Origin of the sequence: Ramlibacter tataouinensis (assembly GCF_001580455.1) — a bacterium.
Taxonomy (GTDB): domain Bacteria; phylum Pseudomonadota; class Gammaproteobacteria; order Burkholderiales; family Burkholderiaceae_C; genus Ramlibacter; species Ramlibacter tataouinensis_B.
This window is the reverse complement of record NZ_CP010951.1, coordinates 4,811,168-4,833,309: the sequence shown is the minus strand read 5'-3', so window position 1 is coordinate 4,833,309 and position 22,142 is coordinate 4,811,168. Positions and strand designations below refer to the sequence as shown.

At 66.7% G+C, this 22,142-nt stretch carries 18 protein-coding genes; 10 read left to right on the top strand and 8 right to left on the bottom strand.

What is annotated here, in order from left to right; genetic code table 11:
• Positions 1–90 precede the first annotated feature (90 nt).
• Both UC35_RS22500 and map read right to left on the bottom strand, forming a co-directional pair.
• Positions 91–2,712, bottom strand: coding sequence for a [protein-PII] uridylyltransferase (locus tag UC35_RS22500; RefSeq protein WP_061503530.1), 2,622 nt, complete (start codon positions 2,710–2,712; stop codon positions 91–93).
• Positions 2,709–3,509, bottom strand: coding sequence for a type I methionyl aminopeptidase (map, locus tag UC35_RS22495; RefSeq protein ID WP_061503529.1), 801 nt, complete (start codon positions 3,507–3,509; stop codon positions 2,709–2,711). Before map ends, UC35_RS22500 begins: the two co-directional genes overlap by 4 nt.
• A 111-nt stretch (positions 3,510–3,620) precedes the next feature.
• Between map and purL the strand changes: the two genes are divergently transcribed.
• The 4 genes from purL (at position 3,621) to UC35_RS22475 (ending at position 9,759) form a co-directional block, all read left to right on the top strand.
• Positions 3,621–7,670: a phosphoribosylformylglycinamidine synthase gene (gene purL / locus UC35_RS22490; RefSeq protein WP_061503528.1), complete on the top strand. Its 4,050-nt coding sequence runs from the start codon at positions 3,621–3,623 to the stop codon at positions 7,668–7,670.
• A gap of 106 nt (positions 7,671–7,776) precedes the next feature.
• Positions 7,777–8,070: a hypothetical protein gene (locus tag UC35_RS22485; RefSeq protein WP_061503527.1), complete on the top strand. Its 294-nt coding sequence runs from the start codon at positions 7,777–7,779 to the stop codon at positions 8,068–8,070.
• 88 nt (positions 8,071–8,158) lie between these two features.
• On the top strand, positions 8,159–8,950 hold the full coding sequence (locus tag UC35_RS22480; RefSeq protein ID WP_061503526.1) for a DUF2189 domain-containing protein: 792 nt from the start codon (positions 8,159–8,161) through the stop codon (positions 8,948–8,950).
• 65 nt (positions 8,951–9,015) lie between these two features.
• Positions 9,016–9,759 (top strand): DUF1624 domain-containing protein, encoded by a 744-nt coding sequence (locus UC35_RS22475; protein ID WP_061503525.1) that lies wholly within the window; start codon positions 9,016–9,018, stop codon positions 9,757–9,759.
• A 77-nt stretch (positions 9,760–9,836) separates the two neighbouring features.
• Here UC35_RS22475 and UC35_RS22470 read toward each other — a convergent pair whose 3' ends face one another.
• From UC35_RS22470 to UC35_RS22445, 6 genes are all read right to left on the bottom strand, one after another.
• A complete protein-coding gene (locus tag UC35_RS22470) occupies positions 9,837–10,616 on the bottom strand; it encodes a peptidylprolyl isomerase (RefSeq protein ID WP_061503524.1) in 780 nt (259 codons plus the stop codon).
• Positions 10,617–10,647: 31 nt separating this feature from the next.
• Positions 10,648–10,914 (bottom strand): BolA family protein, encoded by a 267-nt coding sequence (locus UC35_RS22465; protein ID WP_061503523.1) that lies wholly within the window; start codon positions 10,912–10,914, stop codon positions 10,648–10,650.
• A 282-nt stretch (positions 10,915–11,196) separates the two neighbouring features.
• Complete coding sequence (locus tag UC35_RS22460) at positions 11,197–11,742, bottom strand: septation protein A (RefSeq protein WP_061503522.1); 546 nt, start codon at positions 11,740–11,742, stop codon at positions 11,197–11,199.
• Positions 11,743–11,753: 11 nt separating this feature from the next.
• Positions 11,754–12,167 carry a peptide-methionine (R)-S-oxide reductase MsrB gene (gene msrB / locus UC35_RS22455; RefSeq protein WP_061503521.1) on the bottom strand — a complete coding sequence of 138 codons (414 nt, stop codon included), beginning with the start codon at positions 12,165–12,167 and terminating at the stop codon, positions 11,754–11,756.
• Complete coding sequence (locus UC35_RS22450; protein ID WP_061503520.1) at positions 12,164–13,648, bottom strand: protein adenylyltransferase SelO; 1,485 nt, start codon at positions 13,646–13,648, stop codon at positions 12,164–12,166. Before UC35_RS22450 ends, msrB begins: the two co-directional genes overlap by 4 nt.
• Before the next feature lie 121 nt (positions 13,649–13,769).
• Positions 13,770–14,795: an AraC family transcriptional regulator gene (locus tag UC35_RS22445; protein WP_158513953.1), complete on the bottom strand. Its 1,026-nt coding sequence runs from the start codon at positions 14,793–14,795 to the stop codon at positions 13,770–13,772.
• A 147-nt stretch (positions 14,796–14,942) separates the two neighbouring features.
• On the opposite strand from UC35_RS22445, the gene UC35_RS22440 reads away from it, so the two are divergent.
• From UC35_RS22440 to UC35_RS22415, 6 genes are all read left to right on the top strand, one after another.
• A complete protein-coding gene (locus UC35_RS22440) occupies positions 14,943–16,571 on the top strand; it encodes a 3-(methylthio)propionyl-CoA ligase (protein WP_061503518.1) in 1,629 nt (542 codons plus the stop codon).
• A gap of 123 nt (positions 16,572–16,694) precedes the next feature.
• The gene (locus tag UC35_RS22435) at positions 16,695–17,957 is read left to right on the top strand and encodes a branched-chain amino acid ABC transporter substrate-binding protein (RefSeq protein WP_061503517.1); all 1,263 of its coding nucleotides are present in this window, start codon (positions 16,695–16,697) and stop codon (positions 17,955–17,957) included.
• A 358-nt stretch (positions 17,958–18,315) separates the two neighbouring features.
• A complete protein-coding gene (locus UC35_RS22430; RefSeq protein WP_061503516.1) occupies positions 18,316–19,263 on the top strand; it encodes a branched-chain amino acid ABC transporter permease in 948 nt (315 codons plus the stop codon).
• Positions 19,264–19,267: 4 nt separating this feature from the next.
• Positions 19,268–20,557, top strand: coding sequence for a branched-chain amino acid ABC transporter permease (locus UC35_RS22425; protein ID WP_061503515.1), 1,290 nt, complete (start codon positions 19,268–19,270; stop codon positions 20,555–20,557).
• Positions 20,554–21,324, top strand: a complete 771-nt coding sequence (locus UC35_RS22420; protein ID WP_061503514.1) for an ABC transporter ATP-binding protein — start codon at positions 20,554–20,556, stop codon at positions 21,322–21,324. Before UC35_RS22425 ends, UC35_RS22420 begins: the two co-directional genes overlap by 4 nt.
• A 17-nt stretch (positions 21,325–21,341) precedes the next feature.
• Positions 21,342–22,037: an ABC transporter ATP-binding protein gene (locus UC35_RS22415; protein ID WP_061503513.1), complete on the top strand. Its 696-nt coding sequence runs from the start codon at positions 21,342–21,344 to the stop codon at positions 22,035–22,037.
• Positions 22,038–22,142 lie beyond the last annotated feature (105 nt).

Sequence of the window (22,142 nt, the reverse complement as noted above, 5' to 3'; positions counted from 1 at the left end):
GTCCCCCTTGTGGGGAGGAACCGGCTTTGCCGGGCCTCCCCGCACTGATCAGACCATCGAGAAAAGTCGCGAAGCGACTTTTCTCGATGACTACGCCAGGGCCTCCAGCAGCTCGGTCTCGATCTCGATCTGCTTCCTGTTCTGCTGCAGTTCGGGACCGTCGATGAGGAAGGTGTCCTCAACGCGCTCGCCCAAGGTCGAGATCTTGGCCAGCTGCAGGTTAATCTTGTGCCGGGCCAGGACCCGGGCAATCGAGTACAGCAGGCCCACACGGTCGCTGGCCGAGATCGACAGCAGCCAGCGCTGCGCCTTCTCGTCGGGCGCCAGGTTCACGTGCGGCGCGATCGGGAAGCTCTTCACACGCCGGGACACGCGGCCGCGGCTGGGCGGGGGGAGGGGCCCGGCTTCCTGGATCGTCTGTTGCAGGTCCGACTCGACCATGTTGATCAGTTCGCGCTTGTGCTCGGGCAGCATGGAGCTGACCACCTGGAAGGTGTCGAGCGCGTAGCCGTTGGTGGCGGTGTGGATCTTGGCATCCAGGATCGAGAAGCCGGCCCGGTCGAAGTAGCCGCAGATGCGCGCGAACAGGTCCATCTGGTCGGGTGTGTAAACCAGCACCTGCAGGCCTTCACCCACCGGGGAGGTGCGCGCGCGCACGATCGCTCCGGGCTTGTCCACATGGCGTGCCAGGTGCCGCGTGTGCCAGACGATGTCGCCGGCCTCGTGGCGCATGAAGTAGCCGACGTCGAGCGTGTCCCACAGCTTCTTGTGGCCCTGGAAGGGCAGCGCGTAGAGCGCCAGCTGCACCAGCGCCTCGCGCTTGCGCGCCTCCACCTCGGCGCCCGGGTCCGGCGCCCGCCCGCCCAGCGCGCGCAAGGTGTAGCGGTACAGGTCCTCGAGCAGCTTGCCCTTCCAGGCGTTCCACACCTTGGGACTGGTGCCGCGGATGTCGGCGACGGTGAGCAGGTACAGCGCCGTCAGGTAGCGCTCGTTCCCCACGCGCGCGGCGAAGGCCTTGATCACCTCGGCATTGCTCAGGTCCTCTTTCTGCGCCACCTGGCTCATGGTGAGGTGCTCCTTCACCAGGAACTCGATCAGCGCCGCATCCTCGGCCACGATCTCGTGCTGGCGGCAGAACTGGCGCACCTCACGCGCGCCCAGCGCCGAGTGGTCGCCGCCGCGGCCCTTGGCGATGTCGTGGAACAGCGCGGCCGCATACAGCACGTAGGGGCGGTCCCAGCCCGCGGCCAGTTGCGAGCAGAAGGGGTATTCGTGCGCATGCTCGGCGATGAAGAAGCGGCGCACGTTGCGCAGCACCATCAGGATGTGCTGGTCCACCGTGTACACGTGGAACAAGTCGTGCTGCATCTGGCCGACGATGCGGCGGAACACCCACAGGTAGCGCCCCAGCACCGAGGTCTGGTTCATCAGGCGCATGGCGTGCGTGATGCCCTCGTGCTGCATCAGGATGGCGCGGAAGGTCGCGTGGTTGACCGGGTCGTCGCGGAAGCGACCGTCCATCATCTTGCGCGCGTTGTACAAGGCGCGCAGGGTCCGCGCCGACAGGCCCTTGGCGCCCATGGTCCGCTGGTAGACGAGGAAGGTCTCCAGGATGGCGTGCGGGTTCTTCAGGTACAGGTCGTCGCTGGTGACCTCGATCATCCCGGCCTTGATGGCGAAGCGCTCGTTGATCGGCTGCGGCTCGTGGGCGCTCGGGTTGAGCGACTCCTCGATGTTCAGCAGCAGGATCTGGTTCAGCTGGGTAACGGCCTTGGCCGCCCAGTAGTAGCGCTTCATCAGCACTTCACTGGCGCGGGTCACCATGCGCCCGCCGATGTTGACCCGGTTCGCATAGCCGAAGGACTCGGCCACGGCCGTCTGCAGGTCGAACACCAGGCGGTCCTCGCGGCGCTTGGCGATCACGTGCAGGCGGGCGCGGATCAGGCTCAGCAGCGCCTCGTTGCGCTTGATCTGGCGTGCCTCGAAGGCGGTGGCCAGGCCCTTGCGCGCCAGCTCGTCCCAGCTTTTGCCCAGGCCGGCGGCTTTGGCCACCCACAGGATCACCTGCAGGTCGCGCAGGCCCCCGGGGGATTCCTTGCAATTGGGCTCGAGCGCGTAGGGCGTGTTCTCGAACTTGGTGTGGCGCTGGCGCATCTCCAGCGTCTTGGCCACGAAGTACGCCTTCGGGTCGATGGTGGCCTCGAACTGCTGCCGGAACGAGGCGTACAGCTTCGCGTCGCCGGCGACCAGGCGCGATTCGAGCAGCGAGGTCTGCACCGTGACGTCGGCCTCCGCCTGCACCACGCATTCGGCCACGGTGCGAACGCTGGAGCCGATCTCCAGCCCGGCGTCCCAGCAATTGCCGATGAAGGCCTCGATCTTGCGCTTGAGTTCTTCGTCGTGGTCGGCGCCGCTCCCGTCGGGCAGCAGCACCAGCACGTCGACGTCGGAATGCGGGAACAGCTCGCCGCGCCCGTAGCCCCCCACGCCCAGCAGCGCGAAGTCGGCGGGGAAGGACGCAGCGTCCCAGAGCTTCCTCAGGGTGGCGTCAGCCTCGCGGGCGAGCTGCTGCAGCAGCGTGTGGATGCCGCGGGTGGAACTGCCCTGCGCCTTCAACGAATCGAGCAGGGCTTCCCTGCGGGCGCGATAGTCGTCCCGCAGCGCCTGTACAGGGTGCGCCGCGTGTCCCGGGGCGAGCCCCGGAGGCATCATGCGTTCACGAAGGGCGGCGGGGGAGGGCTGCCCGCCGACAGCGTGAGCACCTCCCAGCCGGTTTCGGTGACCAGCACCGTGTGCTCCCATTGCGCCGACAGCGAATGGTCCTTGGTCACGATGGTCCAGCCGTCGTTGCCGAACTCCTTCACTTCCTTGCGCCCGGCGTTGATCATGGGCTCGATCGTGAAGGTCATGCCGGGCTTGAGCTCCTCCAGTGTGCCGGGCTTGCCGTAGTGCAGCACCTGCGGCTCCTCGTGGAAGTTGCGTCCGATGCCGTGGCCGCAGAACTCGCGCACCACGGAAAAGCCGTTGCTCTCGGCGAACTTCTGGATGGCCCAGCCGATGTCGCCCAGGCGGGCGCCGGGCCGCACCTTGGCGATGCCGTGCCACATCGCCTCATAGGTCAGGCTGGCCAGGCGCTTGGCGGCGATGGACACCTCGCCGACCATGAACATGCGGCTGGTGTCGCCGTACCAGCCGTCCTTGATGACGGTGACGTCGACGTTGACGATGTCGCCCCGCTTCAGCGGCTTGTCGTTCGGGATGCCGTGGCAAACGACGTGGTTCACCGAGGTGCACAGCGAAGCCGGGTAGGGGGGGTAGCCGGCCGGCTGGTAGCCGAGCGTGGCCGAAGTCGTGCCCTGCCGCTTCATGCATTCGGCGGCGAGCTGGTCGATCTCCCGGGTGGTGATGCCGGGCTTGATATGGGGCGTCAGGTAATCCAGCACCTCGGCGGCAAGCCTCCCCGCCGTGCGCATGCCCTGGATGCCCTCGGCGTCCTTGGTCGTGATCATCCGGGGATTATCCCAGAGGGCCGGAAACCACGCAGGTACAATGACGACTCCACGCTCGGGCCCCAGTCAGCGGTCCGCCAGCGAACGCCCCCGACGACATCAGGCAACACAGTGACCTTGCACATCACAGAGTTCGAGGGCGGCAATGCCCTCAGCGAATTCCGCATCCAGCAACTGATCCCGCGCCTTGCGGCCATCGATGCCGGGGTCCGCGGCATCTCCGCGCGTTTCGTCCATTTGGTCGCAGCCGACCACGCGCCGGCGGCGGCCGAAAAGGAGCGCCTGGCCGCGCTGCTGACCTACGGCGACCCCGCCACGCCGGCCGATGGCGCCCTGGTCGTGGTGACGCCGCGCCTGGGCACAGTGTCGCCGTGGGCGTCCAAGGCCACGGACATCGCCCACAACTGCGGCCTGGCCCTGCGGCGCGTCGAGCGGATCACCGAGTTCCGCATCACCCTCAAGGGCAAGACGCCCGAGCCCGCCCGCCTGCAAGCGCTGGCAACAGTGCTGCACGACCGCATGACCGAAAGCGTGATGTTCGCGCGCGCAGAGGCCCATGCGCTGTTCACCGAGCTCGCGCCCGCGCCCATGGCGCACGTGGACGTGCTGGGCGGCGGACGGGCCGCGCTGGAGCAGGCCAACACCCAGTTCGGCCTGGCGCTGGCCCAGGACGAAATCGACTACCTGGTCGACGCCTTCAAGCGGTTGGGGCGCAACCCGACCGACGTGGAGCTGATGATGTTCGCCCAGGCCAACAGCGAGCATTGCCGCCACAAGATCTTCAACGCATCGTTCACCATCGACGGCGTGCCGCAGGAGCGCAGCATGTTCTCGATGATCCGCAACACGCACCAGGTGAGCCCGCAGCACACCGTGGTCGCGTACTCGGACAACGCCTCGGTCATGGAGGGCTCGCCCATCGAGCGCTTCATGGCCGCGCCCGATGCGCCGCTGTACCGCAAGCAGGAGGCGCTGCACCATGTGCTGATGAAGGTGGAGACGCACAACCACCCGACGGCGATCTCGCCCTTTCCGGGCGCCTCCACCGGCGCCGGCGGCGAGATCCGCGACGAGGGCGCGACCGGTCGCGGGTCCCGGCCGAAGGCGGGCCTGACCGGCTTCACGGTGTCCAAGCTGTGGGGCGGCTGGTCGGACCTGGCGGAAGGCAAGCCCGGGCATATCGCCAGTCCCCTGCAGATCATGATCGAAGGCCCGCTGGGCGGCGCGGCCTTCAACAACGAGTTCGGGCGGCCCAACCTGCTCGGCTACTTCCGCGAGTACGAGCAGCAGGCCGGCGAGCTCATGCGCGGCTACCACAAGCCCATCATGATCGCGGGCGGCCTGGGCAACATTGCCGCCGGCCTCACGACGAAGATCGAGTTTCCGGCCGGCACGCTGCTGATCCAGCTCGGCGGCCCTGGCATGCGCATCGGCATGGGCGGCGGCGCTGCCAGCTCGATGGCCACCGGCACCAACGTGGCCGAGCTCGATTTCGATTCGGTCCAGCGCGGCAACCCGGAGATCGAGCGGCGCGCGCAGGAGGTCATCAACCACTGCTGGTCGCTGGGCGACGCCAACCCGATCCTGGCGATCCACGACGTCGGCGCCGGCGGCCTGTCGAATGCCTTCCCTGAACTGACCAACGACGCCGGCCGCGGCGCCCGCTTCGACCTGGGGCGGGTCCCGCTGGAAGAAAGCGGCCTGGCGCCCAAGGAAATCTGGTGCAACGAAAGCCAGGAGCGCTACGTGCTGGCGATCGCCCCCGAGTCACTGGACCAGTTCCGCGCCTTCTGTGAGCGCGAGCGCTGCCCGTTCGCGGTGGTGGGGGTGGCGACCGAGGAAAGACAACTGGTCGTCGGCAATGTGGACTTGCCCCTTCCCCCTCCGGGGGAAGGCAGGGATGGGGGCGCTTCGGTCAAAGCGCTAGCGCCCCCACCCCAACCCTCCCCCGGCGGGGGAGGGAGTCAACCCGTCGACATGCCCATGAACGTGCTCCTCGGCAAGCCGCCGAAGATGCACCGCGACGTGCAATCCGTGCAGCGCCAGTTCGCGCCGCTCGACTTCACCGGCCTCAACCTGCAGGAGGCCGCCATCAAGGTGCTGAGCCACCCGACTGTGGCCTCCAAGCGCTTCCTCATCACCATCGGCGACCGCACCGTGGGAGGCCTCACGCACCGCGACCAGATGGTGGGCCCCTGGCAGGTGCCGGTGGCCGATTGCGCCGTCACGCTGGCCGACTACAAGGGCTTCGCCGGCGAGGCCATGAGCATGGGCGAGCGCACGCCGCTGGCCGCCGTCGATGCGCCGGCCTCGGGCCGCATGGCGGTCGCCGAGGCGATCACCAACCTGCTGGCGGCGCCGATCGACCTGTCGCGCGTGAAGCTGTCGGCCAACTGGATGGCGGCCTGCGGCGAGCCGGGCGAGGACGCGGCCCTGTACGAGACCGTGCGCGCCGTCGGCATGGAACTGTGCCCGGCGCTGGGCATCTCGATTCCGGTCGGCAAGGACAGCCTGTCGATGCGCACCCAATGGAGCGCCGCCGGCGGGACGAAGAAGGTGACGTCGCCCGTCAGCCTGATCGTGTCGGCCTTCGCCACGCTGGCCGACGTGCGCGGCACGCTGACGCCGCAACTGGCGGCCGAGGGCGACACCACGCTGGTGCTCGTCGACCTGGGCAAGGGCCGCCACCGGATGGCGGGCAGCGTGCTCGCGCAAGCGCTCGGCCAGATGGGCGACGCGGTGCCGGATCTCGACGATCCGCAGGACCTGGTGCGCCTGGTGCAGGCCGTGAACGCGCTGCGCGCGCAGGGCCATGTCCTGGCCTATCACGACCGCAGCGATGGCGGCCTGTTCGCCGCCGCCTGCGAGATGGCGTTCGCCGGCCAGGTCGGCGTGTCGCTCAACGTGGACCTGCTGGTGACCGAGGGCGACGGCATCGGCGACAGCCGTGCCGAGTACGGCGACGCCAAGAATTGGGCCTCGCAGGTCAGCGCGCGACGCGAAGAGCTCACGCTCAAGGCGCTGTTCAATGAGGAGCTCGGCGTCGTCCTGCAGGTGCCGACCGCAACGCGCGACGAGGTGATGAAGGTGCTGCGCCAGCATGGCCTGTCGAAGTACAGCCATTTCGTCGGCAAGACCCGGCCGGCCTCCAGCGAGATCGACCTTGGCAAGGGCGAGCTGCAGGTCTGGCGCGACACCAAGGCGGTGTTTTCGGCCAAGCTGTCGGACCTGCAGCAGGTCTGGGACAACGTGAGCTGGAAGATCTGCCGCGAGCGGGACAACCCGGCGGGCGCGGACAGCGAGCACGCGGCCGCGGGCGATCCGGCCGACCCCGGCCTGCATGTGTCGCTGTCGTTCGACCCGACGCAGGACGTGGCGGCGCCGTTCCTGAATCTCTCGCGGCCCAAGGTGGCGATCCTGCGCGAGCAGGGCGTCAACTCGCACGTCGAGATGGCCTACACCTTCACCGAGGCCGGCTTCGACGCCTTCGACGTCCACATGACCGACCTGCAGTCGGGCCGCGCCAGGCTGGCCGACTTCCAGGGCTTCGTGGCCTGCGGCGGCTTCAGCTACGGCGACACGCTGGGTGCAGGCATCGGCTGGGCGCGCAGCATCATGTTCAACGAACCGCTGGCGGCGCAGTTCCGCGGCTTCTTCGGCCGGCCGGACACCTTCGCCTTGGGCGTGTGCAATGGCTGCCAGATGCTGGCGGAACTGGCGGACATCATCCCGGGCGCGCAGGCCTGGCCGCGCTTCACCACCAACCGCAGCGAGCGCTACGAGGCGCGGCTGTCGATGGTGGAGGTGCTGGAGTCGCCCAGCCTGTTCTTCACCGGCATGGCCGGCAGCCGGCTGCCGATCGCGGTGGCGCACGGCGAGGGCTATGCGAACTTCTCCCGCCGCGGCGACCGCAGCAAGGTGATCGCCGCCGCGCGCTTCACCGACAACCTCGGCCGCGCCACCGAGCTGTACCCGTTCAATCCGAACGGCAGCCCAGCGGGCCTGACGGCCGTGACCACCGCCGATGGGCGCTTCACGGCCATGATGCCGCACCCGGAGCGGGTGTTCCGCAACATCCAGATGAGCTGGACCTCGGGCGAGCGCAGCGAGTTCAGCCCCTGGATGCGCCTGTGGCGCAACGCGCGCAAGTGGGTCGGGTGAGCCCCGGCGCTTGACCGCGGCGGCGCAAGCAGGTTCAATCGCGCCTCAACGCCCCAGCCTCAGCAGTGCTGGGACGGAGTCACGTCGATGCGGAGAGGAGTTGCCCATGTTCAGCTTCTTCAAGAAGTCGCCGCCCGCGGGCCGTGCGCCCACCCGGCCCGCTCCCCAGTCCCGTCCGGCCCGTGCCGCGCGCCCCGCCCCTTTGGAGCCGCCGCCCGTGGGCGAGGTCACTGAAGGCAACACCGAGGCGGACTGGAGCGCCTGGGAAAGCTCCATGATGGAACTGGACAGCCAGATGGGCGATTTGCCGCAGTCCGCGCGCATCCAGGACCGGAACGCGAAATCCAGCCAGTTCGATGACCTGGACCCGTTTGAATCGGTGAGGAAGAAGTCCGGATAGGAACCGGGGCGCTGATCTCCCACGCGGACAGTGGGTTAACGGGTTCGCACCGAGAGGCAAGCGGCGGCTGAGGACGTTCAATGCGTCCATGACACAGCCGGAACAGACCCAGCCTCCACAGCGAGCGAGCTTCCTGCCGCCATTGCTGCCGGTCGCCTGGGGCGCCCCGTTCCAATGGCTCGCCGCCGGCGCCCGCGACCTGCGCGCGGCACCCGGCACCGGCATCTTCTATGGCCTGTGCTTCTGGTTGATGGCCGTGGTGCTGGCGGCCATCTTCCGCAACAAGCCCGAGTACACCATGTCCTTCGTGTCGGGCTGTTTCCTGGTCGGGCCATTCCTGGCCATGGGCCTGTACGAATCGAGCCGGCGGCACGAGGCGGGCGAGCCGCAGGACCTGGGCGCATCGCTGACCTGCTGGGACCGCCACATGGGCAGCATGGGCCTGCTGGTGCTGGTGCTGCTGCTGCTGGAACTGTTGTGGGGGCGGGCGGCGCTGGTGATCTTCGCGGTGTTCTTCAACACCGGCATGCCGGCGACCGCCAGCGTGGTGCAGGCGCTGTTCGATCCCCGCAACTGGCAGTTCGTCGCCCTGTACACGGCCGTGGGCGGTGTGTTCGCCACGCTCGTGTATGCCACTTGCGTGGTGTCGATTCCGATGATCCTCGATCGCGACACCGACGCGATCAGCGCCGGCATCAGCAGCATTCGCACCGTCGTCACCCATCCGGGGCCGATGCTGCTGTGGGCGATGCTGATCGTGCTGCTCCTGCTGGCGGCGATGCTGTTGCCGTGGTCGGCTGGGCTGCTGGTGGTCGCGCCCTGGCTGGGGCACGCGAGCTGGCATGCGTACCGGGGCTGCTACGGCAAGCAGCCGGCCTGAAGTCTCCCGGTCCATCCCTCCGGTGGCGGGCCGGCTCGAGGTGGGCCCAGCCCTAAACTAGTCCCATGCCCGGCCAGCGCTACGACAGCATCGACGCCCTGCGCGGCGCCGCCATCGTCTGGATGACGGCGTTCCACTTCTGCTTCGACCTGAACTACTTCGGCTGGATCCGGCAGGACTTCTACCGCGATCCCTTCTGGACCGGGCAGCGCACGGCCATCGTCAGCCTGTTCCTGTTCTGCGCCGGCCTCGGCCAGGCGGTGGCCGTGGCGCAGGCGCAGTCCTGGGCGCGCTTCCGGCGGCGTTGGCTGCAGGTCGCGGGCTGCGCGCTGCTGGTCACCCTGGGCTCCTACTGGATGTTCCCGCACAGCTTCATCTACTTCGGGGTGCTGCACGGCATCGCGCTGATGTTGATCGTGGTGCGCGGCTCGTCGAACTGGGGCCGTTGGCTGTGGCTGGCCGGCGCGCTGGCGATCGCTGCCAAGCCGGTGGCGGAACTGGCCCACGCGCAGTGGCCCGCGCTCGATTTCCTGAACGGCCGCATCTGGAACTGGCTGGGCCTGGTCAGCCGCAAGCCGGTCACCGAGGACTACGTGCCGCTGCTGCCCTGGCTGGGGGTGATGTGGTGGGGCATGGCGGCCGGGCTATGGCTGATTGCGAACAGGCGCCACTGGGTGGCGCGGCCGCTGCCGCAGGCGACCGCGCCACTGGCCTGGATGGGCCGCTGGAGCCTGAGCTGGTACATGGTGCACCAGCCAGTGATGATCGGCCTCCTGAGCGCCGTCGCCGCGATCACCGGCAAGAAATGAAAAACGCGGCTCGGGGGTCGCGTTTCCCAACGGAAAACGCGGCCCGGGGGCCGCGTTTTTCTCGACTAGGAATCCGCTTATTCGACCTTGGCCTTGGCGCGCAGGTCTTCCTGGAACTTCGCCAGCTTCTGCTGCTGCAGCTGCTGCGCGATCTGCGGCTTGACTTCCTCGAGCTTGGGCAGCTGCGCCTCGCGGATTTCGTCCACGCGGATCACGTGCCAGCCGAAGTTGCTCTTGACCGGCTCCTGCGTCACCTGGCCCTTGTTCAACTTGACCATGGCCTGCGCGAACTCGGGCACGAAGCTGGAGGGGGTGGCCCAGTCCAGGTCGCCGCCCTTTTGCGCGGAGCCGGGATCCTTGGACTGCTTCTTCGCCAGGTCGTCGAACTTCGCGCCCTTCTTCAGGTCGGCGATGATCTTCTTGGCCTGGGCCTCTTCCTCGACCAGGATGTGGCGCGTGCGGTATTCCTTGCCACCGGAGGCCGCGGCGAACTTGTCGTACTCGGCCTGGATTTCGGCGTCCGTCACCGGGTTCTTCTTCTGGTAGTCGGTGAACAGCTCCTTGATCAGGATGGTCTGGCGGGCCAGCTCCATCTGGTTCTTGAAGTCGTCGGAACCGTCCAGGCCGCGCTGCTGCGCTTCCTGCATGAAGATCTCGCGCAGGACCACTTCTTCCTTCAGCTGGGTCTGCATCTCCGGGCTGACCGGCCGGCCGGTGCGCGCGATCTGCGAAGCCAGCACGTCGACGCGGGACTTGGGAACGGGCTTGCCGTTGACGATCGCGACGTTCTGGGCGGCGGCGGGCAGGGCAAGGGCGAACACGGCTGCCGCGGCCGCGGACAGGAGAAGGTGCTTCATGGGAGGTCCCTAGGGGGTCACTGGAAAGGTATCAGAGGGTTTCAATCGCCAGGGCGTGCAGCCCGCGGTCGACGAAATCTTGCAGCGCATCATACACAAGGCGATGCTGGGCCACCCGCGAGCGGCCGGTGAACTGCGGCGAAGCGATGCGGACCCGGAAGTGGGTGCCGAAGCCGGTGCCATCGGCACCTGCATGGCCTTCATGCTGCCAGCTTTCGTCCAGCACTTCAAGCCGGGTGGGGGCGAGGACTTCCTCGAGCCGCGCGCGCAGCGCGTCGGCGGTGATGCCGGTGGCCATGGCGCTCCTTTAGGGCCTGTTAACACTATGCGAGGGCTCGCGCCGGTGGCTGGCAGGCTGCAGGGCTAGGCGCGGCCGAGGCCGTGTGCTCGTGCACACAACGAGGCCGCAACGACGCCATGCGGCCTGCCAGCCACCGGCCCGAAGGGTGACCCAGGAAACGGGCGCCCTCGGCGTTGCAAATGCTCGCCGGGGCCCCACCCCGGCTGTGCTTTGCGCCTTGATGGCGCCCGTTTCCTGGGTCACGCGAGCCCTCCCATAGCGTTAACAGGCCCTAGACCTTCAGGGCTTGTGGATTTCTTCGGTCTTCATGTAGCGGCCGAGATAGACGGCCTGGCCCAGGACGAACAGGATCATCAGGCCCATGCCGCCGAACAGCTTGAAGTTGACCCAGGTGTCGGTGTCAAAGTTGAAGGCGACCCACAGGTTCAACACGCCCATCACCGCGAAGAAGGTGATCCAGCTCCAGTTGGTGACGCGCCAGGCGTTGTCGGGCAGTTCGAGCTGCGAGCCCATCAGCGACTTCAGCAGGTTCTTGCGGAAAACCAGCTGGCCGGCGGCCAAGGTGCCGCCCATCAGCCAGTACAGCACCGTGGGTTTCCACTTGATGAAGGTTTCGTTCTGCAGGGCGATGGTCGCGCCGCCGAACAGCAAGATCACGGCCAGGCTGACCCACTGCATGGGTTCGACCTTGCCGGTGCTGTGCCGTATCCAGGCGATCTGGACGATGGTGGCGGCGATGGCCACGCCGGTGGCGACGTAGATGCCCGCGATCTTGAAGGCCGCGAAGAACAGGATGATCGGGAAAAAGTCGAGCAGTAGCTTCATGAGAGGGCGAGTTATTTTTTGCCGGCATGGAAATCGAGCGAAGCCGAATTCATGCAGTAGCGCAGTCCGGTGTCGGTCGGGCCATCCTCGAACACATGGCCCAGGTGCGCGCCGCATTCGGCGCACACGGTCTCGGTGCGGACCATGCCGTGGCTGGTGTCGCGGATATCCTTGATCGCCCCGGGCACGGCCTTGTCGAAACTGGGCCAGCCGCAGCCGGCGTCGAATTTGGTGTCGGAGTCGAACAGCTTGGCGCCGCAACAGATGCAATGGTAACTGCCGTCGTCCCACACCGCTTCGTACTTGCCGGTGAACGGGCGCTCGGTCGCGGCGTGCCGCGTGATCTGGAAGGCGCCGGGTTCCGCCCCCTTGCTCGCGAGCAGGGCCTTCCATTCGTCTTCGGTCTTCTCGATTTTGTAGGTCATGACGAGCAGCTGATTTCGATGTGTTGCGCCCAGTCGGGCGGGATGCCGGCCTTGTCCTCGTGCGCGGGATGCTCCTCGAACGGGGACTGCATGAGGGCCAGCAGCGTTTCGACCTCCGAAAAATCCTTCAGTTTCGCCTGCCGGATGGCGATCTCGCACAGGTGGTTGCGCAGCACGTATTTCGGGTTCACCTGTCGCATGCGCTGCGCAGCTTCGGCCGTCCCGGCGCCCAGGCGTTCTTGGTAGCGCGCCAGCCAGCGGTCAAAACCTTCCCGATCGAGGAAAAGGTCACGCACCGCCTCGCTGCTGTCGCCGGCGACATGGCGGGTCAGGCGGCGCCAGAAGATCGTGTAGTCCACGCGATCGGCCGCCAGCAGCTTGAGCGTGGCCTCCAGCAGCTCGCGGTCGCCCTCGCGCGCATCGGCCAGTCCCAGCTTGGCGCCCATGCGCGCCTGCAGTTCCCGCGGGAACACGGTCTTGTACGACTCCAGCGCCGCCAGCGCGAGTTCCTGGTCGCCGATCAGGGGCAGCAGGGCCTGGCCGAGGCAGAACAGGTTCCAGTAGGCGACCTGGGGCTGGCGGTTGTAAGCGTAGCGGCCGGCGTCGTCGCTGTGGTTGCAAATGTGGCCGGGATCGAAGGCGTCGAGGAACTGGAACGGCCCGTAGTCGATGGTCAGCGCCAGGATGCTCATGTTGTCGGTGTTCATCACGCCGTGGCAAAAGCCCACCGCCTGCCACTGCGCCACCATGGCCGCGGTGCGCTCGCTCGCCTGTTCGAGCAGGGCCGCATACGGGTTGCCGGCGAACTTCGGCGTGCCGCGGCACTCCGGATAGAACCGGTCGACCACATAGTCAGCCAGCCGCCGCAGCTCGTCGATCTGGCCGCGGGCGGAGAAATGCTCGAAATGGCCGAAGCGGATGAACGAGGGCGACACCCGCGTCACGACCGCCGAGGTCTCGATCTCCTCGCGGCGCACGGGCGCATCGGAGCCGGTGACGATCAGCGCGCGCGTGGTCGGGATGCCGAGCCCGTGCATGGCCTCGGAGCCCAGGAATTCGCGGATGCTGGAGCGCAGCACGGCGCGGCCGTCGCCCATGCGCGAGTAGGGCGTGCGCCCGCAGCCCTTGAGCTGGAGTTCATGCGGACCGGCCGGGCTCTCGATTTCGCCAAGCAGGATGGCGCGGCCGTCGCCGAGCTGGCCGGCCCACACGCCGAACTGGTGGCCGCTGTAGACGCTGGCCAGCGGCCGCGAACCCGCGACCGGCGCGTTGCCGGTGAAGGCCTCGACGCCCGCGCGCGAGGCCAGCCGCTGTGCGTCCAGGCCGAGCGCCGCGGCCAGGGACGGATTGATGCCGACCAGGTAGGGGTCGGGCAAGGGCGTGGGGGCCAGCTCGGTGTAGAAGGCCGGGCCCAGCGCGGCCAAGCTGTTGGGCCAGGCGGCAGCGATGTCCAGTGCCGGAGCGTCGAGAACGGCGGTCATCACCGGATTGTCCGCGCAAGGGCGAAAACATGGGGCGGGCAGGGCCAAGAAGCTCAGGCACAAGCCGGCGTGCCGGTTCGTCCGCCGTCGGGGAAGCCATGCCCGGGATGCCGGCCGCTATTCAGCGCAGGGACTTGCCGCGTGCGGCCATGCTGCGAGGGAGTTCGTCCGTGCCGGCGCCGAACCAGCGCTTGCAGGCTCCGGCGAGTTGCGCGGCCGTTTCCCAGCCGAGCAGGTTCGCCACCTGAGCCGTTTCGTAACCGGGCAGGCCCAGGTACTGCGCGGCCAGGTCCTTGCGCACGTCATCGAGCAGTTGCTCGAAGGTGTGGCCCTCGGCGCGCAGCGTGCTCGCCAGTGCGCGGTCGGTCAGGCCCAGGCTGCGGGCCAGGTCCGCGCGCCGCGGTTCGCCCAGGTGCAGGCGGCGCACGATCTCTTCGCTCGCACGGTAAGTGGTGCGCGCGCCTGCCAGGCGGGCGAGCCGGTCCTCGATGACGCGATCCTGTACCGCGAACAGCGATTCGCCTTGCCCGGCCACCGGCAAGGCCAGGTCCTCCTTGCCCACCAGGAGGCGGTTGGCCGCCTGGCCAAACCGCAAAGGACAGTGGAACGCCATCCGGTACGGGTGCAGGTCCGCCGGCTCCGGGAACACGAAGTCGGCGGCCAGCAGGCGGACCCGGTGGCGGGTGACGTGCTGGCACAGCAGATGCAGCGCCAGCATCATGAATTCGATGCGCTGGCGCGGGCTGGGACCGGCGCCAGCATCGTCGAAAACCAACCAGTGGCCGCCGCGCTCGGGCACCATCCTGAAGGCGGCGGCATCGTGGATCAGCGCCAGGTACTGCGACAAGACCGCCAGCGCGGAATCCAGGTCGCGGCTGGACCACATGGCCCGCACCGCCAAATCGAAGTAGATGTGCCGGCGGGCCAGGGGCCGGTCCAGCCCCAGGGTGGCCTGGCCGGTGCGCGCCAGCGCGAGCGTCCACAGGCGGTCGACGTCCTCGATGGCGAAGCGCCCGTGCGCGGCTGCGAGGCGCGCCGGATCGATGCCGGCCTCGTGCAGCAGCCAGGCCGTCTCGGCGCCCTGCGTGGCGAACAGGCTGAGAACGCCCCGTACCCAGGCGCTCGAATGGGTCGCAACCTCAGCCATGATCCACATTCCAAACCTTTCCCGCGCCGCACGCAAGTACTCGGTGGCATGAGGAAGTGTCCGCGCGGCGACAGGTGTTGCCGTACCGCACGCTCAGCGGCTTACCATCCGCCTTGTCGCTTCCTAGAAACCATAAAAGGAGACTCCATGCTTGGCCTGATGCAGAACCAGCCCCTTCTTATTTCCTCGCTGATCGAATTCGCGCAGCGTCACCACGGCGATGGGGAGATCGTTTCCAGGCGGGTCGAAGGCGACATCCACCGCTACACCTGGCGCGATGCCGCGGCGCGGGCCAAGCAAGTGGCCCATGCCCTGGACGTCATGAAGCTGCAGTTGTCCGACCGCGTGGCCACGCTGGCCTGGAACGGCTACCGCCATCTGGAGTTGTATTTCGGCGTCAGCGGCTCGGGCCGCGTGCTGCACACCATCAACCCCCGGCTGCACCCGGAGCAGATCGCCTGGATCGCCAACCACGCTGAAGACCAGGTCCTGTGCTTCGACCTCACGTTCCTGCCGCTGGCGCAGGCGGTCCACGCCAAGGCGCCCTCGATCCGGAAGTTCGTCGCCCTGTGCGCCGCCGACCGCCTGCCCGCGGACAGCGGCATTCCCAACCTGGTGGCCTACGAAGACTGGATCGGCGGCCAATCCACCAGCTACGACTGGCCGAGCTTCGACGAGAATTCCGCCTCCAGCATGTGCTACACCAGCGGCACCACGGGCAACCCCAAGGGGGCGCTTTATAGCCACCGCTCCACCGTGCTGCATGCCTATGCGGCGGCGCTGCCCGACGTCATGAACCTGTCGGCGCGCGACAGCGTGCTTCCCGTCGTGCCGATGTTCCACGTTAACGCGTGGGGGCTACCTTATTCAGCCGCGCTCACCGGCTGCAAGGTGGTGTTTCCGGGGCCGGCGCTGGACGGCAAGTCGGTCTACGAGCTGATCGAGGACGAACACGTCACTCTTGCTGCCGGCGTGCCCACGGTGTGGCAAATGCTGTTGGGCCACATGAAGCCCAACGGCCTGCGGTTCTCCGCGCTCAAGCGTACGGTGATCGGCGGCTCGGCCTGCCCGCCGGCCATGATCAATGCCTTCCGCGAGGACTACGGCGTCGACGTGCTTCACGCCTGGGGCATGACCGAGATGAGCCCGCTGGGCACCCTGTGCACGCTGAAGAACAAGCACCTGGAACTGCCTGCCGGCGAGCAGATGAAGCTGCGGCTAAAGCAGGGGCGGGCCATCTTCGCGCTCGACATGAAGATCGTTGGGGCCGAAGGCGAGGAACTGCCGTGGGATGGCAGCACGCCGGGTGATCTGTACGTGAAAGGACCCTGGGTCATCCGCGAGTACTTCAAGGGCGAAGGCGGCGATCCGCTGGTCGACGGCTGGTTCCCCACCGGCGACGTGGCCACGATAGACGCCGATGGCTTCATGCAGATCACCGACCGCAGCAAGGACGTGATCAAGTCCGGCGGCGAATGGATCAGTTCGATCGACGTCGAGAACATCGCCGTCGCGCACCCGGCGGTGGCGATGGCGGCCTGCATCGGCATGAGGCACCCGAAATGGGACGAGCGGCCGATCGTGGTGGTGGTCAAGAAGCCCGGCGCGGAACTGGCGAAAGAAGAGTTGCTCAGGTTCTACGAGGGCAAGACGGCCAAGTGGCAGATCCCCGACGACGTGGTGTTCGTCGATGCGATACCGCTGGGCGCGACCGGCAAGATGCTCAAGACGCGGCTGCGCGAGTTGCTGAAGGACTACAAGCTGCCCGGCACCTGAAAGCGGCGGCCCAGCGGCTTGTCACATCGGCGATAGAAAACGCAACCTTTACGGGCATTCCCTGACGGTTGCAGTGCACAAAACTTGTACGCTGCGCCTGTCGATTCACAAGGAGACAAACACATGAAATTCGCATGGAAAGTGATTGCCCTGTCGGCCTTGGCCGCGGCATCGGGCGTGGCGCTGGCACAGAAGGGCGAGACCGTGAAGATCGCCTTCATGGACCCGCTGTCCGGACCTTTCGCGAATGTGGGCCAGAACCAGCTGCGCAGCTGGCAGATGGTGGCCGAGAAGCTCAATGCCAAGAACCCCGCCGGCGTCAAGTTCGAGGTGGTCGGCTTCGACAATAAGGGCACGCCGCAGGAGAGCCTGAACACGCTCAAGGCCGCGATCGACCAGGGCTTCCGCTATGTGACCCAGGGCAACGGTTCCGGCGCGGCCTGGGCCATCCTGGATGCCGTCAACAAGTACAACGACCGCAACCCCGGCAAGGAGATCGTGTACCTGAACTACGCCGCGGTCGATCCGGCGCTGACCAACGCGCCCGAGAAGGACGGCGCGCCGGGCTGCAGCTTCTGGCATTTCCGCCTGGATGCGGACACCTCCATGAAGATGGAGGCGCTGACCTCCTTCATGAAGGACCAGCCCAATATCAAGAAGGTCTACCTGATCAACCAGAACTACGCGCACGGCCAGCAGGTAGCCAAGTACTTCAAGGACGCGATGAAGCGCAAGCGTCCGGATGTGCAGATCGTGGGTGAAGACCTCCACCCGCTCGGCCAGGTGAAGGACTTCGCGCCCTACGTCGCCAAGATCAAGCAGGCCGGCGCCGACACCATCGTCACCGGCAACTGGGGCCAGGACATGACCCTGCTGGTCAAGGCCATGATCGACGCCGGCATGAAGACCCCGCTGTACGCCTACTACGCCGGCGTGAGCGGCACGCCCACCGCGCTGGCCGCCGGCAAGGACCTCGAGGTCTATGGCGTGGCCTACAACCACTCCAACTTCGGCGGCGAGATCCGCCAGATCGGCGACGAGTACAAGAAGCGCTTCAACGACGACTTCTATACCTTCGCCACCTACAACGGCATCAACATGCTGGCCGCCGGCATGGCCAAGGCCAAGTCCACCGATCCGGTGAAGGTCGCACGGGCGATGGAAGACCTGGAGTTCAAGAGCTTCGCCGGCGACGTGAAGATGCGCGGCTCCGACCACCAGTTGCAACAGACGATGTTCATCACCAAGTGGCAGAAGATGGACGCCAAGAACAACTACAACGTCGAGAACACCGGCTACACCTTCGTGCCGATCAAGCAGCTGGAACCCTATGTGTCCAGCACGCCGACGTCGTGCCAGATGAAGCGGCCCGCGGCCGCCGGTTAAGGAGCAGCTTGCACGCAAAGCCGGGGAGCCTCTTCCCCGGCTTTTTTTCACCTTGCATGTCGATGGCCCAGCTTCCAGTAGTGTCCTGTCCCCCAAATATGTGGCATTTCGCTGCGCCGTATCGGGGCGCAGGCAAGGCGCGGGTGCGGGTCAAGCCTGGGCGGCTTGACCCGTGGCCGCAACGCGGTATGCGCCCCGATACGGCGCAGCCCGAAGGGTTCGGCGCCTGCGGGGCCCTCGGCGTGCGCCCAGAGGGGATCAAGACGCCCAGTCTTGCCCCCCTCTGGCCACCCACCGATCATCCCCGCAGGCATCCGAACGAAATGCCACATATTTGGGGGACAGGACACTAGTACTTATGGAGTTCTTTACCGTCTCGATGCTCAACGGCATCAGCTACGGGCTGCTGCTGTTCATGCTCAGCTCGGGCCTCACGCTGATCTTCAGCATGATGGGCGTGCTCAATTTCGCGCACGCCAGCTTCTACATGCTCGGCGCCTACTTCGCCTTCACCACCGCGCAACTGGTGGGCTACTGGCCGGCGCTGCTGGTGGCGCCGCTGCTGGTGGGCGTGATCGGCGCGGTGTTCGAGAAGTACGCGCTGCGCCGGGTGCACAAGTTCGGCCATGTGCCCGAGCTGCTGATCACCTTCGGGCTGTCCTTCATCATCCTCGAGATGGTGCAGCTGGTCTGGGGGACGAGTTCGGTCGACTACCGGGTGCCGGAGGCGCTGGTGGGGCCGCTGTTCACCGTGGGCGGCACCAACTTCCCGAAGTACCGCGGCTTCATGATGCTGGTGGCCATGGTGATGCTGCTGTCGATCTGGCTGCTGCTCACCCGCACCCGCATCGGACTGGTGATCCAGGCGGCGCTCACGCACCCGGAAACCGTGGAGGCGCTGGGCCACAACGTGCCGCGCGTGTTCATGCTGGTGTTCGGCGGCGGCTGTGCGCTGGCGGGCCTGGCCGGGGTGATCGGCGGCAACTTCTTCGTGACCGAACCGGGCATGGCAACACTGGTGGGCTCCGTCATCTTCGTGGTCGTCGTCGTCGGCGGCATGGGATCGCTGGTCGGCGCCTTCATCGCCTCGCTGCTGATCGGCATCATCCAGACCTTCGCCGTCGGCGTGGATGCCTCGCTGATGGGCGCGGCGCAGACGGTCGGCCTGGACATCACGCCCGAGAGCTTCGGCTATCCCCTGTGGCGGCTCAAGATCAGCCAGATCGCGCCCATCCTGCCCTACATGTTCCTGGTGCTGATGCTGATTTTCCGGCCGAAGGGCCTGCTCGGAACGCGGGAGGGCTGAGCCAATGACGCACTACGAATTCAAGCCCTACAACGTCGGCCGCTGGGTGGTCTGGAGCCTGTTCGCGCTGATCCTGCTGGTGGCGCCGCTGGTTTTCAAGAGCGGCCTGTCGCAGACCATGCTCAGCCAGATGGGCATCGCGATCATCGTCTGCCTGTCCTACAACATGCTGCTGGGGCAGGGCGGGATGCTCAGCTTCGGCCATGCCGTCTACAGCGGCATGGGATCCTTTCTGGCGATCCACACGCTCAACCTGCTGTCCAAGGGCACGCTGCCGATTCCGGTCAGCCTGATCCCGATCGTGGGCGGTGTGTCGGCGTCTCTGATTGCCGTCGTCTTCGGCTACGTCAGTACCAAGAAAGCGGGCACGACCTTCGCCATGATCACCTTGGGTATCGGCGAATTGATCTGGGCTTCGTCGCTGATGTTCCCGGAGTTCTTCGGCGGCGAAGGCGGCGTCTCGGGCAACCGGGTGGCCGGGCCCAAGCCCCTGAGCATCACCTTCGGCCCGCAGATCCAGCTGTACTACCTGATCGCGGTCTACACCTTCGTGTGCACGGCGCTGATGTTCGCGTTCACGCGCACGCCGCTGGGCCGCATGCTCAATGCCGTGCGCGACAACCCCGAGCGGGTGGAGTTCGTCGGCTACGACACCCAGAAGGTGCGCTACCTCGCGTTCATCATCTCCGCCTTCTTCGCCGGCATCGCGGGCGGCCTGGGGGCGCTCAACTTCGAGATCGTCACCTCCGAGGTGGTGAGCGGGCCGCGCTCCGGCGCCTACCTGCTGTTCACCTTCCTGGGCGGCGCCACCTTCTTCTTCGGGCCAATCATCGGCGGCATCCTGATGGTGCTGGCCTTTGTGCTGCTGTCCGAACTGACCAAGGCCTGGCTGCTGTACCTGGGCCTGGTCTTCCTGTTCATGGTGATGTACGCGCCCGGCGGCTTCGCCAGCCTGATCATGATGAACCTGCGTGTGGCGGCGTTCGGGCGGCTGCGCGAGTTGTATGTGGGCTATCTGGGCCTGGCCGTGACCGCGTTCCTCGTGCTGCTGGGCGCGGCCGGCATGATCGAGATGGTCTACCACCTCAAGCTCAATGCGGCGCTCGGGCCGGAGCTCACCTTCCTGGGCGTCAAGCTCAATGCGTACAGCGCGAACAGCTGGTTCGGCTGCGCCTTCATCATGCTGACCGGCCTGGGCCTGTTCGAACTGGCACGCCGCCATTTCGCCCACCAATGGGGCGAGATCCAGGAATTCATCGAAAAAGAAGTGAAACGGCGGGAGGCACTTGCATGACGTATGCCCTCGAACTCAAGGACCTGCGCAAGAGCTTCGGCAAGACCGAAATCATCCGGGGTGCCAACCTGGCCGTGGCGCAAGGCGAGCGCGTGGCCGTGATCGGCCCGAACGGCGCCGGCAAGTCCACGCTGTTCAACCTGATCAGCGGACGCTTCGAGCCCACCAGCGGCGAAGTGCTGCTCAACGGCCAGCGCATCGACGGCAAGCGGCCGTTCGAGATCAACCGGATGGGGCTGTCGCGCAGCTTCCAGATCACCAACATCTTCCCCAAGTTGTCGGTGTTCGAGAACCTGCGCTGCGGCGTGCTCTGGAGCCTGGGCTACAAGTACACCTTCCTGAAGTTCCTGGCCGACCTGGATGACGCCAACGAGCGCGCAGAGCAGTTGATGGAGAGGATCCACCTGCACAGGAAGCGCGACGTGCTGGCGGTCAACCTCACCTACGCGGAGCAGCGCGCGCTGGAGATCGGCATCACCATCGCGGGCGGCGCCAACGTGATCCTGCTGGACGAGCCAACGGCCGGCATGAGCAAGAGCGAAACCAGGCGTTTCATCGAGTTGATCAAGGAAGTGACCGTCGGCAAGACGCTGCTGACGGTGGAACACGACATGGGCGTGGTGTTCGGCCTGGCCGACAAGATCGCGGTGGTGGTGTATGGCGAGGTCATCGCCTTCGACACGCCGGAAAAGGTGCGCGCCAACCGCAAGGTGCAGGAAGCCTACCTCGGCTCGCACGTGGCGGACGCGCAGGTCGGGGCGCATTAGGCGGTGAGGTTGAAGAAATGCTGAAAGTCGAAAACCTGCACGCCTTCTACGGCAAGAGCCACGTGCTGCACGGGGTGAACTTCGAAGTGGGCGAAGGCGAGATCGTCGCGCTGCTGGGACGCAACGGCTCGGGGCGGTCCACCACCGCGAAGGCCATCATGGGCATGGTCGAATGCACCGGCGCGGTGGACTGGAAAGGGCAGCCGACGCTGGGCCGCAAGCCTTACGAGATTGCGCACCTGGGCATCGGCTACGTGCCGGAGAACCGCGACATCTTCCCCAAGCTCACGGTGCACCAGAACCTGATGCTCGGCCAGAAGCGCGCCAATCAGACCGGGCGCTGGTCCTTCGACGACATGTACGAGATGTTCCCGCGCCTGAAGGAGCGGCAGCACACCGAGGCGGGCGTGCTGTCCGGCGGCGAGCAGCAGATGCTCACGCTGTGCCGCACCCTCATGGGCGATCCCGACCTCATCATCATCGATGAGCCGACCGAGGGCCTGGCGCCCAAGATTGTCGAGCTGGTCGGCCAGTACCTGCAGAAGCTCAAGCAGCGCGGCGTGTCCGTGCTGCTGATCGAGCAGAAGTTGACGATCGCGATGGCGATCTCCGACCGGGCCCTGGTCATGGGCCATGGCAGCATCGTGTTTCAAGGAACCCCGGACAGCCTGCGCGCGGATGCCTATATTCGCAAGGAGTGGCTGGAGGTTTAGCGCGGGCCGCACCGCAGAGTCACAGAGGGCGCAGACGAACGTAGAGGACACTCCAGCAGGTCCTTGCGGGCCCGCTGCGCCCTTTGCGTTGGCGGGTGATCCGCG